This window comes from Streptomyces sp. NRRL WC-3605 (assembly GCF_001509795.1).
Taxonomy (GTDB): domain Bacteria; phylum Actinomycetota; class Actinomycetes; order Streptomycetales; family Streptomycetaceae; genus Streptomyces; species Streptomyces viridochromogenes.
Window position 1 is genome coordinate 1 of the sequence record NZ_LLZN01000086.1, and the last position, 13500, is coordinate 13500.

The 13500-nt window shown below is 72.6% G+C and carries 12 protein-coding genes; 3 read left to right on the forward strand and 9 right to left on the reverse strand.

Annotated elements, in window-relative coordinates; translation table 11 throughout:
• Positions 1 to 97 precede the first annotated feature (97 nt).
• Complete coding sequence (locus ADL34_RS28125) at positions 98 to 685, reverse strand: flavodoxin family protein (RefSeq protein ID WP_062666669.1); 588 nt, start codon at positions 683 to 685, stop codon at positions 98 to 100.
• Between the two features lie 193 nt (positions 686 to 878).
• On the opposite strand from ADL34_RS28125, the gene ADL34_RS28130 reads away from it, so the two are divergent.
• A complete protein-coding gene (locus tag ADL34_RS28130) occupies positions 879 to 1280 on the forward strand; it encodes a winged helix-turn-helix transcriptional regulator (protein WP_062666667.1) in 402 nt (133 codons plus the stop codon).
• On the opposite strand, the gene mutM is transcribed toward ADL34_RS28130, so the two are convergent.
• The 8 genes from mutM to recG form a co-directional block, all read right to left on the reverse strand.
• Positions 1253 to 2113 carry a bifunctional DNA-formamidopyrimidine glycosylase/DNA-(apurinic or apyrimidinic site) lyase gene (gene mutM, locus ADL34_RS28135; RefSeq protein WP_062666665.1) on the reverse strand — a complete coding sequence of 287 codons (861 nt, stop codon included), beginning with the start codon at positions 2111 to 2113 and terminating at the stop codon, positions 1253 to 1255. The two genes, ADL34_RS28130 and mutM, sit on opposite strands and share 28 nt — an antisense overlap.
• Before the next feature lie 81 nt (positions 2114 to 2194).
• Positions 2195 to 2980 (reverse strand): ribonuclease III, encoded by a 786-nt coding sequence (rnc, locus tag ADL34_RS28140; protein WP_062666663.1) that lies wholly within the window; start codon positions 2978 to 2980, stop codon positions 2195 to 2197.
• 19 nt (positions 2981 to 2999) lie between these two features.
• On the reverse strand, positions 3000 to 3173 hold the full coding sequence (gene rpmF, locus ADL34_RS28145) for a 50S ribosomal protein L32 (RefSeq protein WP_003951102.1): 174 nt from the start codon (positions 3171 to 3173) through the stop codon (positions 3000 to 3002).
• A gap of 2 nt (positions 3174 to 3175) precedes the next feature.
• The gene (locus tag ADL34_RS28150) at positions 3176 to 3817 is read right to left on the reverse strand and encodes a YceD family protein (RefSeq protein WP_062666662.1); all 642 of its coding nucleotides are present in this window, start codon (positions 3815 to 3817) and stop codon (positions 3176 to 3178) included.
• 142 nt (positions 3818 to 3959) lie between these two features.
• Positions 3960 to 5069: an ATP synthase F0 subunit B gene (locus ADL34_RS28155; RefSeq protein WP_062666660.1), complete on the reverse strand. Its 1110-nt coding sequence runs from the start codon at positions 5067 to 5069 to the stop codon at positions 3960 to 3962.
• 58 nt (positions 5070 to 5127) lie between these two features.
• Entirely contained in the window at positions 5128 to 5607 is a 480-nt protein-coding gene (coaD, locus tag ADL34_RS28160; protein ID WP_062666657.1) for a pantetheine-phosphate adenylyltransferase, read from the reverse strand.
• A 26-nt stretch (positions 5608 to 5633) separates the two neighbouring features.
• Complete coding sequence (gene rsmD / locus ADL34_RS28165) at positions 5634 to 6221, reverse strand: 16S rRNA (guanine(966)-N(2))-methyltransferase RsmD (RefSeq protein WP_062666655.1); 588 nt, start codon at positions 6219 to 6221, stop codon at positions 5634 to 5636.
• A 106-nt stretch (positions 6222 to 6327) separates the two neighbouring features.
• A complete protein-coding gene (gene recG / locus ADL34_RS28170) occupies positions 6328 to 8532 on the reverse strand; it encodes an ATP-dependent DNA helicase RecG (protein ID WP_062666654.1) in 2205 nt (734 codons plus the stop codon).
• A gap of 190 nt (positions 8533 to 8722) precedes the next feature.
• On the opposite strand from recG, the gene ADL34_RS28175 reads away from it, so the two are divergent.
• Positions 8723 to 10558 carry an HSP90 family protein gene (locus tag ADL34_RS28175; RefSeq protein ID WP_062666652.1) on the forward strand — a complete coding sequence of 612 codons (1836 nt, stop codon included), beginning with the start codon at positions 8723 to 8725 and terminating at the stop codon, positions 10556 to 10558.
• Entirely contained in the window at positions 10558 to 13497 is a 2940-nt protein-coding gene (locus ADL34_RS28180) for a hypothetical protein (protein ID WP_062666650.1), read from the forward strand. Before ADL34_RS28175 ends, ADL34_RS28180 begins: the two co-directional genes overlap by 1 nt.
• Positions 13498 to 13500 lie beyond the last annotated feature (3 nt).

Genomic DNA, 13500 nt, shown 5'->3' on the forward strand with positions numbered 1-13500 from the left:
CCCCGGCCCCCGGCCCCCGGCCATGACCTCACCGGCCGGCTCGGTGGGCCACGCTACTGCGGGCTCCGGCACGGGTGCGTGCGGGATTTCGGGACCGTCAGGCCGCCGCCGCGCGCCCCAAGGCGAACGTCCTCGCCGTCTCCGCCACCCTGCGGCCCAGGTGTTCCGCCGTCGCCACGTCGGCCTTGTGGACGGCGTCCGGGGCCGCGTCGACGTCGGTCTGGGCGGCGGCGCCGGCGAAGACGCCGAGGCGGTTGAGGTCGTTCTCGGAGGCGGTGCTGTGGTTCCAGCCCGGGAGCAGTCCGAGGTTGATCCAGTGCATGCCGAGCTGCCCGGCGAGGATCTGGAAGAACTGCAGGGTGTGCAGCTTGTCGCCGCTCTTGGAGCCGGAGTTGGTGAAGCCGGCCGCCAGCTTGTCCTTCCATGCCTGCGCGGCCCAGCGCTTGGATGTGGCCTCCGCGAAGGTGTGGAAGGCGCCGGACGCGGTGCCCATGTACGTCGGCGAGCCGAAGACGATCGCGTCGGAGCGGTCGAGGAGGGTCCACTGCTCCTCCGTGATCTCGTCCACCTTGATCAGGTGCACCTCGGCCCCGGACTCGGCGGCACCGGTGCGCACGGCCTCGGCGACGACGGCGGTGTGGCCGAAGCCGGAGTGGTAGGCGATGGAAACGACAGGGGTGGTCACAGGGCACTCCTGGGTGCGGGAGACGGCAGAGGGACCGAACGGCGATGACGTGCCGCCGGTCAATGACAGTAACCAGAGGAAAGCACTAACTACTAGAAAGCGCAAGCTTGAGGAAAGCGCCACTCTTGGGCGAGTGCGGCCTGCACGAAAGCGCAAGCGCCGCGACAGCGCTGTATGCGAGTACGCTATGCATATGGAGAGCACCCAGGACCGCACGGCGGAGCAGCAGCTTCCGTACAACGTGTTCGCTAGGACGTGTCCCTCACGCGGCACGCTGGAGCACGTCACGGGACGGTGGGGCGGACTCACGCTGGGCGCCCTGTACGAGGGGTCGCTGCGGTTCAACGAGCTGCGGCGCAGGGTCGACGGCGTCAGCGAGAAGATGCTGTCCCAGACGCTGCACGCGCTGGAGCGCGACGGCCTGGTGCACCGGGACGCGCAGCCGACGAACCCACCGCGCGTGGACTACGAGCTGACCCCGCTGGGCCGCGGGGTGGCCGAGCGGCTGATGAGCCTCATCCAGTTCGTTGAGGGGCAGATGGACGACGTGCTCACGGCACGACGGCACTACGACGAGACGCGCGGCACCCTCTGACACTTCGGGCAGAAGTAGCTGGACCGGTTCATCCAGGGCCGGCGCCGCATGGGTGTGCCGCAGCGCTTGCACGGCAGGCCCTCACGGCCGTACGCGTCGAGCGAGCGGTCGAAGTAGCCGGACTCGCCGTTGACGTTCACGTAGAGGCTGTCGAAGCTGGTGCCGCCGACCGCGAGGGCGGCGTTCATCACGTCCCGGGCGTGGCCCAGCAGCTCCATCGTGCGCGGCCGGGTGAGCGTCGCCGTCGGGCGGTCGTAGTGCAGGCGGGCGCGCCACAGGGCCTCGTCCGCGTAGATGTTGCCGACCCCGCTGATCAGCGACTGGTCGAGCAGGGCCCGCTTGACGGTGGTGCGCCGGCGCCGCAGCGCCTGGTGGAACGCCTCGTCGTCGAAGAGCGGGTCCAGGGGATCGCGGGCGATGTGCGCGATGACGTCGGGCAGGCCGTCGGGGGTCGTGTCGTGCAGCGAAAGGCCGCCGAAGGTCCGCTGGTCGACGAATCGGAGTTCGGTGCCGAGGGCGTCGGCGAAGCGCACCCGGATGCGCAGGTGCTTCTCCGCGGGAGCCGTGTGCGGCTGCACCAGGAGTTGGCCGCTCATGCCGAGGTGCGCCAGGATCGCCTGGCCGGTGTCGGACAGGGGCAGCCACAGGTACTTGCCGCGCCGGCTGGGGACACCGACGCGATGGCCCTTCAGGCGGTGCGCGAAGTCGTCGGCGCCCGCGACGTGCCGGCGCACGGAGCGCGGGTGCAGCACCTCGGCGTCGGCGACCGTGCGGTGGGCGACCCACCGCTCCAGGCCGCGCCGGACGACCTCGACCTCGGGCAACTCGGGCATGGTCTACCTCCTCACACCGTGCGGATACGGGCCGAGCGCCCGCCCCGGGGCCGGGACGGGCGCTCGGATCGCGCTGTTCGGTCAGGCGGAGGCCGACGCGTCGGCGTCGGGTTCGGCGGCGGCGTTCGCCGCCTCCTTGGCGCGCTCGTCCGCCGCGGTCCTGATGGACCGCCATGCGGACTCGGCGGCCTGCTGCTCCGCCTCCTTCTTGCTGCGGCCGGTGCCGGTGCCGTACGAGACGCCTCCGACGCGGGCGGCAGCAGTGAAGGTCTTCTCGTGGTCGGGGCCGGTCTCCGTGACCAGGTACTCGGGAACGCCGAGCCCTTCGGTCGCGGTGAGCTCCTGGAGACTGGTCTTCCAGTCCAGGCCGGCACCGAGGTTCGAGGACTTCTCGATCAGGGGGTCGAACAGGCGGTGCACCAGCTCCGCCGCCGAGTCGAGGCCCTGGTCGAGATAGACCGCGCCGATCACCGCTTCCAGGGTGTCGGCGAGGATGGACGCCTTGTCCCGGCCGCCCGTGCCCTCTTCACCACGGCCGAGCCGGATGAAGGCGCCCAGGTCGAGCCCGCGGCCCACCTCCGCCAGCGCACGCGAGTTGACCACCGCGGCCCGGAGCTTGGCCAACTGGCCCTCCGGCAGATCGGGGTGGGTGCGGTACAGCGTGTCCGTGACCACCAGGCCGAGCACGGAGTCCCCGAGGAACTCCAGCCGCTCGTTGGTGGGCAGACCGCCGTTCTCGTACGCGTAGGAGCGGTGGGTCAGCGCACGCACCAGAAGGGCGGACTCGAGCTTGTACCCGAGCCGCCCTTCCAACAGCGTGTGGGACGAGGCCTGGTTGTCCGCTGCGTTCTTCTTGGGCGTGGACACAGTGCCTCTCACCAGCCGCTCAGACCTCGAGGACCTGGCGCTTGTTGTAGGTGCCGCAAGACGGGCACGCGATGTGCTGCTGCTTGGGCTCGTGGCAGCGCTCGCACGCAACCAGGGTGGGGACCGCAGCCTTCCACTGCGACCGGCGGTGGCGCGTGTTGCTGCGCGACATCTTCCGCTTCGGAACAGCCACGGCTACTTCTCCTGCTTCTCGTCGACGCCCGGTTCGGCGCCGCTCTTGTCGTCCTTATCGCCGGGTTCGAGTGAATCGGCGAGTCCCTGCAGTGCCGCCCAACGGATGTCGACGGCGTCATGGTGGTGGTCCGGGTCGTCAGCGAGACGCACGCCGCACTCGGCGCACAGTCCCGGGCAGTCTTCCTGGCACACCGGCTGCATCGGCAGTGCGAGCACCACCGCATCACGCAGCACAGGCTCGAGGTCGAACAGGCCGTCCTCGAGAAAGAGCCTGTCCTCGTCGTCCTCGGCGTCGTCGCCGGGCTCCGCGCGGTGCGCACGGCCCCGGTCGTCGGCGTCAGGGTACGAGAACATCTCCTGGAAGTCCGCTTCCACATCGAGCTGAAGCGGCTCCAGACACCTTACGCACTCCCCCTCGGCCCGTGCACGGCCGGTGCCTGTGACAAGCACACCTTCCATGACCGACTCGAGCCGGAGTTCGAGCTCCAGCGGAGCGCCTTCCGGCACTCCGACGACCTTCGGGATCCCGAGATCCTTGGGGGCGTCGACCGTGCGGGTCAGGCGCTGCAGCGCACCGGGCCGCCGGCCCAGCTCGTGTGTGTCGAACACGAGGGGGTTGCGGTGGTCGAGGCGGGCTGTCACGCCGTTCCTGCTTTCGATCTGCTGAGCTCAGGGGGTTCTGCCGCCCAGTGGTGCCTTGTGGGCAGCGTTGATCGCGGACGTACGCGCGACCGAAGAGCCAGGATACTGGACCTTTCGCTCACGGCCCAATCCGGTGGTCGCGCTACTGGCCGCGCCCCTGCTCGTACGCCCTCAGCTGCTCCGGAGTGATCATGCTGGTGTCGAAGAGGCTGGTCTCGTCGAGCGCGTAGGACTGGTGGTTCTGCTGGGGCTGCTGGGGCTGCTGCTGCGGGTCGTACGCCTGCTGCCCTGTGTCGTAGCCCTGGAAGGGGACACCTCCCGCCGCAGCGTAGCCGGAGGTGGGGGAGTACGGGTCGGCCTGCTGGTAGCCGTAGGCGTCCTGCTGGCCGCCGTAGCCCTGTTGCTGGTAGCCGTACGGGTCGGCGCTCTGCTGCTGGTAGCCGTACGCGGGCTGCGCGGCGCCGGGGTCGTACTGCGGCTGCGGCGGTACGGCCGCCGGCGGCTCGGCGGGGGCGGCGGCCGGGGCGTCCTGCTGGGCGAGCGCGGCGAGGTCGGCGAGGTAGTCGGCGTCGCTGGAGTGCTGGACGGTGCTCATGTCGTCGGCGAGGGCACCGAGGTCGTCGGTGGCGATCCGGCCGTGCAGCTTCTGCCGGCCGCGGCCGACCGCCTCCAGGGTCTTGGCGAGCACCGCCTCGAAGGCGCCGAGCTTGACGTCGACGTATTCGTCGGCGCTGCGGCGCAGGGTCTCCGGGTCGTGGCTGCGCTCGGGGGCGTCCTCGTCCTCGTAGCCGTTCTCGTCGGTGCCCGGGCCGGTGCCCAGGAGCTTCTCGCGGCCGCGGCCGACGGAGCCGAGGGTCTTGGTGAGGACGACCTCGAAGTTGGCGAGCTTGGAGTCGACGTAGTCGTCGGCCTCCGCGCGGATCTCCTCGGCCTCCTGACGGGCCTCGGCGAGGATGCGGTCGGCCTCGGCCTGGGAGCGGCGGGCCACCTCGGTGTCGGAGAGCAGGGAGCCGCGCTCGGCGTGGGCGCCCTGGATGATCCGCTCGGCCTCCTGGCGGGCCTGCTCGACCATCTGCTCGCGGTCGCCGATCAGCTCCTGGGCCTGGGCGAGCGAGCCGGGCAGGGCCGCGCGGACCTCTTCGAGCATTGAGAGCAGTTCGGCGCGGTTGACCACGCACGAGGCCGACATCGGCATCGACCGGGCACTGGAGACCGCCGACACGATCTCGTCGAGCTTGTTCTGCACGTCCACCGGGTGCTCGCCACTCTCTACAGCTGTGATGGAGACGGACGGGACGACTGTAGCCCCATCAGCTGTGCCGCAGGCGCTTGTTCAGCGCCTCCAGGACCACCGGCGGGACGAGGTGGGAGACGTCGCCGCCCCAGGTCGCCACTTCCTTGACCAGGGAGGAGGACAGGAAGCTGTAGGTGGGGTTGGTCGGGACGAAGAGGGTCTCGACGCCCGAGAGGCCGTTGTTCATCTGGGCCATCTGCAGCTCGTAGTCGAAGTCGCTGACCGCGCGCAGGCCCTTCACGATGGCCGGGATGTCGCGCTCCTTGCAGAAGTCGACGAGGAGGCCGTGGAACGCCTCGATCCGGACGTTGCCGTACTCGGCGGTGACCTCGCGGATCAGGTCCAGTCGCTCGTCGACCTCGAACAAGCCCTTCTTGGACTTGTTGATCATGACGGCGACATAGACCTCGTCGTACAGCCTGGAGGCTCGGGAAATGATGTCCAGGTGTCCGTTGGTGATGGGGTCGAACGACCCGGGGCATACGGCGCGGCGCACTTGCGATCCCTCGCTCTCCGGTCCGATCATCGTGCGTCTTCGCACGTAGAGGCGGCGCGACCGTACCAAAACGTTCCCTCGCCGTACCGGCGGGCCCGGAGACCCTCGAAACCGTCCGGCCACCGGAATTCCCCGCCTCGGGTGCTGCGCTCCACGGTGACGAGCGCGTCCGGGGCGAGCCAGCCCCCGGTACGGAGTGTGAGGAGAATCTCCCGGAGATCGTCGTCGGAGACGGCGTACGGGGGGTCGAGGAAGACGATGTCGTACGGCTCGCTCGGCGCCGCCGTGCGGATGATCTGTTCCGCTTTGCCCGACCTCACCTCGGCGCCGGGGAGGCCGAGACTCTTCACGTTCTCCCGGACGACGCGGGCGGCCCGGGCGTCGGCCTCGACGAGCAGGGTGTGGCCCGCGCCGCGCGAGAGGGCTTCGAGGCCGACGGCGCCGGAGCCGGCGTAGAGGTCGAGGACCCGCTCCCCGTCCAGCGGGCCGCCGAGGAGCGACTGCCAGGTGGAGAGGAGACCTTCGCGCGCGCGGTCGGAGGTGGGCCTGGTCCCCGTGCCGGGCGGCACGGCCAGTCGACGTCCGCCGGCGGCTCCGGCGATCACGCGGGTCATCTTCTGTCCTCGGGTGTGGGCGGTTGTGGGTATCAGTGTGGCCGGTCGCGCACGGGCCCGGGTACCCGCCTGGTCCATCCGGTCGCGTCCCCCGGACCGGCTCGCCTCACCCCTTCTCCAGGTACTGCTCCCGTTCCTCGTCCAGGAGGGCGTCCAGGGCGGTCCGCAGGCCGGGCAGCCCCGTGAGCTCCGGGTCCCGCTCCACGAGGGCGGCGGCCTCCTGCCGGGCCTCCGCGATGATCTCCTCGTCCTCGATGACGGCCAGCATCCGCAGGCTGGTGCGGGCGCCGGACTGGGCCTGGCCGAGGACATCGCCCTCGCGGCGCTGCTCCAGGTCGATCCGGGACAGCTCGAAGCCGTCGAGGGTGGAGGCGACGGCGTCCAGGCGCTGCCGGGCGGGGCTCGCCTCGGGCATCTCGGTGACCAGGAGGCACAGGCCGGGTGCCGAGCCGCGGCCGACGCGGCCGCGCAGCTGGTGCAGCTGGGAGACGCCGAAGCGGTCGGCGTCCATGATCACCATGGCGGTGGCGTTCGGGACGTTGACGCCGACCTCGATGACGGTCGTGGCGACCAGGACGTCCGTGTCGCCGGCGGCGAAGCGGCGCATCACGGCGTCCTTGTCGTCGGGGTGCATCCTGCCGTGCAGCACTTCTACCGCGAGGCCCTGGAGGGGGCCCTTGGCGAGCTGGTCGGCCACGTCGAGGACGGCCAGCGGCGGGCGCTTCTCGGCGTCGTCCTCGGGCGAGGCGGCCTTCGCCTTCTTCGGGTCGTCCTCCTCGTCGCCGATGCGGGGGCAGACGACGTACGCCTGGTGTCCGTTCTCCACCTCCTCGCGCACCCGCTGCCAGGCGCGGGTGAGGAAGTGGGGCTTGTCGGCGGCCGGGACGACGTGGGACGCGATCGGTGAGCGGCCGGCGGGGAGCTGGTCGAGGACGGACGTCTCCAGGTCGCCGAAGACGGTCATCGCGACCGTGCGCGGGATGGGGGTGGCCGTCATGACCAGCAGGTGCGGGGGCTGTTTTCCCTTGCCGCGCAGGGCGTCGCGCTGCTCCACACCGAAGCGGTGCTGCTCGTCGACGACGACCAGGCCGAGGTCGTGGAACTGCACCTTGTCCTCGATCAGCGCGTGGGTGCCGATGACGATGCCGGCCTCGCCGGTGACGAGGTCGAGCAGGGCCTGGCGGCGGGCGGCGGCTCCCATGGACCCGGTGAGCAGCACGACCTTGGTGGCGTGCTCGGCACCGCCCAGGGTGCCGCCCTCGGCGAGGTCGCCCATCATCTCGACGATCGACCGGTGATGCTGCTGGGCCAGCACCTCGGTGGGCGCGAGCATCGCGGCCTGCCCACCGGCGTCGACGACGGCGAGCATCGCGCGCAGCGCCACCATTGTCTTGCCGGAGCCGACCTCGCCCTGGAGCAGCCGGTGCATCGGGTGCTCGGTGGCCAGGTCGGCGAAGATCTCCCGGGAGACCTGCTGCTGGCCCTCGGTGAGGGTGAAGGGGAGGCGGGCGTCGAAGGCGGTGAGCAGTCCGTCGGGCGCGGGGCGCCGGGCGGCGGCGGGGAGTTCGGCGTCGGCGTGCCGGCGGCGGGCGAGCGCCACCTGGAGGACGAAGGCCTCGTCCCACTTGAGGCGGGCGCGGGCGTCCTCGATGTCGGCCTTGGTGTGCGGGCGGTGGATCTTGAGCAGGGCCTCCGGGAGGGGGACCAGGCCGCGGCCTTCGCGCAGGGACTCCGGGAGCGGGTCGACGGCCTCCTGGGCGCTCGGCAGGACCGTCTGGATCGCCTTGCCGATCTTCCAGGACTCCAGTTTGGCGGTGGCCGGGTAGAGCGGGATCAGCGCGCCGGCCCAGGTCTCGACGGCCTCCTCGGAGTCCGCCCGCAGCAGTTCGTACGCGGGGTGCGCCAGCTGGAGGCGGCGGTTGAAGACGGAGACCTTGCCCGCGAACATCGCGCGGGTGCCGGGCAGGAGCTCCTTGTGCGGCTTGTGGACGCCGTTGCCGAAGAAGACCAGTTGGAGGCGGCCGCTGCCGTCCGTGATGGTGACCTCCAGGCGCTGGCCCTTGCCGCGCGGCGCCCGGGCGGAGGCGAAGCTGTGCAGCCGGGCGTCCGCGACCTGGGCGACCACGGTGACGTGCTCGTCCATGGGGAGGTCGGCGAGGTGGGTGAGCTGACCGCGCTCCTCGTATCTGCGGGGATAGTGGTGGAGCAGGTCCCCGACGGTGTGCAGGCCGAGGTGCTCGGCCATCACCTTCGCGGTGGGGGGGCCGAGCACCTTCTTCAGTGGTTCGTCCAGTGCGGGCACGAGATCCATTCCACACCACAACACTGACATCGTGTCGGGCGCCGCCGTGGCCTTGTGGGTAAACGTCCCGGAAACCCCTGGTCAGCCGGTTCGTCTCGGATCTAGGATGACGCGCCCCGGCCATCCCTTTCGCGGTCACCGCCTCACCGGGACCGCCCGACCCCGCGCCGTCGCCCTTCCCCCCGCCGGCGCTGCGACGATGGACTCCCAGACCTCCAAGTCATCCCCGGCCTCCCCGGCCTCCCCGTCACCCCGTTCCTTCCAGGTCGACCTGCGCGGTCTGGTGGACCTGCTCTCCCACCACCTGTACTCCAGTCCGAAGGTCTACCTGCGCGAGCTGCTCCAGAACGCGGTCGACGCCATCACCGCCCGGCGCGCCGCCGAGCCGGACGCGCCCGCGCGGGTGCGGCTGTTCACCGAGCCGGGCGCGCTGCGCGTCGAGGACTCCGGGATCGGGCTGACCGAGGCGGACGTGCACGACCTCCTCGCGACGATCGGGCGCAGCTCCAAACGGGCGGAGGGACTTCAGGAAGCGCGGTCGGAATTCCTCGGCCAGTTCGGCATCGGGCTGCTCGCCTGCTTCGTCGTCGCCGAGCGGATCCGGGTGGTCAGCCGCAGCGCGCGGACGCCGGACGCGGCCCCCGTGGAGTGGACGGCGACGGACGACGGTTCGTACACCGTGCGCACGCTGCCGCATGACGCGCGCCCGGAGCCCGGCACGACCGTGCACCTGGTGGCCCGGGCCGGCGCGGCCGAGTGGCTGGCCGAGGACCGGGTGCTGGCGCTGGCGCGGGACTTCGGCTCGCTGCTGCCGTACGACGTGCGGGTCGGCGAGGAGGCGGTCACCGACCTGCCGGCGCCCTGGGACCGGCCGTACCCCTCCCCCGCCGCCCGGCGGGTGGCGCTCGGGCGGCACTGCCACGACCTGTTCGGCTTCACACCGCTGGACGCGATCGAGCTGGACGTGCCGCTCGCGGGGATCCGCGGGGTGGCGTACGTCCTGCCGTCGGCGGTCAGCCCGGCCCAGCGGGCGGGCCATCGCGTCCACCTCAAGGGCATGCTGCTGACCGAGCGCGCCGAACAGCTGCTGCCCGACTGGGCGTTCTTCGTGCGGTGCGTGCTGGACACCGACAGCCTGCGGCCGACGGCGTCGCGCGAGGCGCTGTACGAGGACGAGACACTGGCGGCGGTGCGGGAGGCGCTGGGGGAACGGCTCCGGGCCTGGCTGACGGGTCTGGCGGCCGGTGACCCTGAGCGGCTGGCCGCGTTCCTCGCGGTGCACCACCTGGGCGTGAAGTCCCTGGCGCGGCACGACCGGGAGATGCTGCGCACGATGCTGCCCTGGCTGCCGTTCGAGACGACCGACGGCCGGCTGTCCCTGGAGGAGTTCGCGCGGCGGCACCGGGTCGTGCACTTCACCCGGACCGTCGAGGAGTACCGCCAGGTCGCGCCGATCGCGTCCGCGCAGGGCGTCGGCGTGATCAACGGCGGTTACACGTACGACAGCGAGCTCGTGGAGGCGCTGCCGTCGGTGCGGCCGGGCACGGTCGTGGCCGAGCTGGACGCGGACACCGTGACCGCCCATCTGGACGCCGTCGACCCGACGGTGGAGCTGGCCCTGTCGGGTTTCCTCGCGACCGCGCGGGCCGCGCTCGACCCGCTGGGCTGCGACGTCGTGCTGCGCGCCTTCCATCCGCTGTCGGTGCCCGCGCTGCACCTGGACGACCGGGCCGCCCGGCACGAGCAGGCCCGCGCGCAGGCCGAGGACGAGGCCGACGACCTGTGGGCGGGCATCCTCGGCTCGCTGCGCGGAGAGGCGCCCCGCGCGCGTCTGGTGCTCAACCACCTCAGTCCGCTGATCCGGCGGATCGGCTCGCTGGGCGAGCCGGAACTGATCGGCACCGCCGTGGAGTCCCTGTACGGGCAGGCCCTGCTGATGGCGCAGCGCCCGCTCAGGCCCACGGACTCGGCGCTGCTGAACCGGGCCTTCATCGGCCTGCTGGAGTGGGCCACGAACGGGGAGGGGGACCGCTGATGACGGAGATCACCGACCTCGACGCACTGCGCCGGGCGATGGCGGAGAACGGCGAGCAGCCGGAGGGCCCGGCCCGCAACGCGCGCGCGGAGCGGCTGCTCGCCGAGGCGGAGCGGCTGGGCGAGCCCCTCGCCGTGATCGAGGCGCTCGGGCACCAGCTGAAGGTCTACAACTACAGCTCCGAGAAGGCGAAGATGTTCGTCCCGTTCGCGCGGCTGCTGCGCATGTGGGACGAGCGGCCCGAGGACTTCGACGAGTACGAGACGCACAGCCTGCACTGGGTCTTCAAGTGGATGTCGGCCGGGATGCTCGACCAGCCGCACATCCCGCTCCCCTCGATCGAGAAGTGGCTCGGCGAGATGGAGCACCGCTACCGGCTGGCCGGCCACTCCGAGCGGGCGGTGCGCGGCGCCGAGTTCAGCGTGGCCGCGCACATCGGCGACCTGGAGCGGGCGGAGCGGGCGTACGCGGCGTGGCTGGCGGCCGACCGGGACTCCATGGCCGACTGCCACGCGTGCGAGCTGCACGGGCAGGGCTGGTGGCAGGCCGTGCGGGGCCGGGACGCGGAGGCGGTCCGGCTGTGGCGGCCGGTCCTGGACGGCGAGTACTCCTGCGCCCACGAACCGCACACCGTCCTCGCGTCGTCGCTGGCCCCGCTGCTGCGCCTGGGCCGCGTGGACGAGGCCCGCGCCAACCATCTGCGGGGCTTCCGGCTGGTGCGGCCGATGGAGAGCATGCGGGGCGCGTACGCGGACCACGTGGAGTTCTGCGCGCTGACGGGCAACGAGGCGCGCGGCCTGGAGCTGCTGGCGGAGCGTCCGGCGTACTTCACGGACGACGGGCAGCCGCGCAGCAGGCTGGACTTCATGGCGGCGGTGACCCTGCTCATGGACCGGCTGACCGCGCTGGGGCTGGGCGGGCAGCAGGTGCCCGGCCCGGCGGACCGGACGTGGACGGCGCGCGAACTGGCCGCACACACGCGTGCGGAGGCGCTGGCGCTGGCCGCGCGCTTCGACGAGCGCAACGGCACGTCGTACACGAGCGAGCGGGCGCGGCTGCGCATGGCGCAGGAACCGCTGGTGGAGCGGCTGCCGCTGGGCGTGCGGACGGCGAACCGCCCGGCGTCGGCACCCCCGGCGGCCCCCGTGGCGCCCGCCCCGGCCGCAGCGGACGAGGCTCTGGACCTGCCGGAGCTGCTCGCCGGGGCGCGGCGGCTGTCGGACACGCTGCGGCCCAGCGCCATCGAGGCGTGGGCGGCGGTGTCCCGGGCCGCCGAGGGCGTCGAGCTGGACGCGCGTGACCGGGCGGAGATCGCCGACCACCGGGCGATGGACCTCGGTCCCGAGGGTGTCCCGCTGTTCGAGGAGGCCGCCGCGCTGTACGCGGAGGCGGGTGATCCCGGCGAGGCGCTGGCGGCACGCGCGCGTGGGGCGTACGTCCGGGCGCTGACCGGCGAGGTGTCCGCGGCGCTCGACGCGATCGGGACCCTGTACGACGGGATCCTCGCGCTGTACGCCGAGGACGGCACGGGCGTGCGGCAGACGGCGGCCGTCCTGATGAGCCGGGCGCGGATCCTGATGCGCCGGGCGCACGAGGCGGAGGAGGGCGCCGAGGGCGCCGCGCTGTCCGCCGCGGAGTCGGCCGTCCGGGAGGTGCTGGCGTTCGTCTCGGGGCGCACCGGGGACGACGTACGGCTGCTCGCCCGGGTCGCGGAGGCCCGGGCGATGCTGGCCGAGCTGGCGGCGCTCACCGGTGACGTGGAGGGGGCCGCCGAGCTGTTCGCGCGGGCCTCGGGCGAGTTCGTCGGGGCGGGGCTGCCGTGGTTCGCGGTGGAGTACGAGGCCCGGCTGGCCGGTCTCGCCCACCATCTCGGCGACACGGCCCGGGCCGAGCGGGCGCTGCGGGCCGCCCTGGAGCACGGCGGGCCGTACCTGGAGGCGACCGGGCGGGCCCAGCTGCACCTCCAGCTGGCCGAGGTGCTGGGCGGCACCGGGGTCTCCGAGGAGGCCGCGGAGCACGCGCTGGAGGCGGCGCACTGGGCCGACGAGGCGGGTGAGAGCCGCACGCTGGGCGCCTGGGCGCGGCACCAGCTCGGTGGGTTCCTGGTGAGGCAGCAACGTTTCGCCGAGGCGGCGGAGGTGCTGGAGTCGGCGCTGCCCGACCTGTCCGCCGAGACGCACGGCGACGGCGCGGTCGTCCAGACGCTGTGGTGGCTCGGTGACTGCCTGGGCGAGCTCGGCGACCACCGGGACGCGGCGGAGCGGCGGCTGCAGGCGGCCGCGATCGCCCGGGAGTGGCCCGAGCAGCACGACCACGCGACGCTGGCGCACCTGGCCGCCGAGTCGCTGGGCCACGCCGGCCTGCACACGGAGGCCGACCGCGCCTACACGCGCGCGGGCGAGCTGTGGCGCTCTCTGGGCAACGTCCACGGTCTGGTCCGCTCGCTGCGCGCCCGCGCGTGGCTGGCGCTGCGGGTGGAGGACGGCGACGGCGCGCGTGCGGCCGGGCTGATGGCGGGCGCGGTCGAGGAGTGCGCGGCCGCGCTGGACGAGGCCGCCGACGAGGAGGCACGGGAGCGGCTGGTCGCCGAACTCGGCCAGACGCACCGCCAGTTCGGGGACCTCCTGGCGCGCTCGGCGGCCGAGGACGCGGAGGACGACTCGATCCGGACGGCGCTGGAGGAGGCCCTGGCCCAGATGACCCGGGCCGTCGCTGTGTTCGCGTCCCTGGGTGACCACGCCCTGCACAGCCGCACCGGCGCCGAACTCGCCGCGGGCTGGCTGCAGGCGGACCTCAGCCGGCCGGCCGAGGCGGCGGCACACGCGCGTGCCGTGCTCGCCGCCTACGAGGGTGCCGACCACCGGGACGAGACCGTCCGGGGGCGCCGGGCCGAGGCCGAGCAGATGCTCCAGGTCGTGGAGGAACCGGACCAGGGGTGACGT

Excerpts from the sequence above, each read along its gene's own strand:
- ADL34_RS28130 (WP_062666667.1), top strand. The coding sequence starts at position 879 with ATGGAGAGCACCCAGGACCGCACGGCGGAGCAGCAGCTTCCGTACAAC.
- mutM (WP_062666665.1), bottom strand. The coding sequence starts at position 2,113 with ATGCCCGAGTTGCCCGAGGTCGAGGTCGTCCGGCGCGGCCTGGAGCGG.
- rsmD (WP_062666655.1), bottom strand. The coding sequence starts at position 6,221 with ATGACCCGCGTGATCGCCGGAGCCGCCGGCGGACGTCGACTGGCCGTG.
- recG (WP_062666654.1), bottom strand. The coding sequence starts at position 8,532 with ATGGATCTCGTGCCCGCACTGGACGAACCACTGAAGAAGGTGCTCGGC.
- ADL34_RS28175 (WP_062666652.1), top strand. The coding sequence starts at position 8,723 with ATGGACTCCCAGACCTCCAAGTCATCCCCGGCCTCCCCGGCCTCCCCG.
- ADL34_RS28180 (WP_062666650.1), top strand. The coding sequence starts at position 10,558 with ATGACGGAGATCACCGACCTCGACGCACTGCGCCGGGCGATGGCGGAG.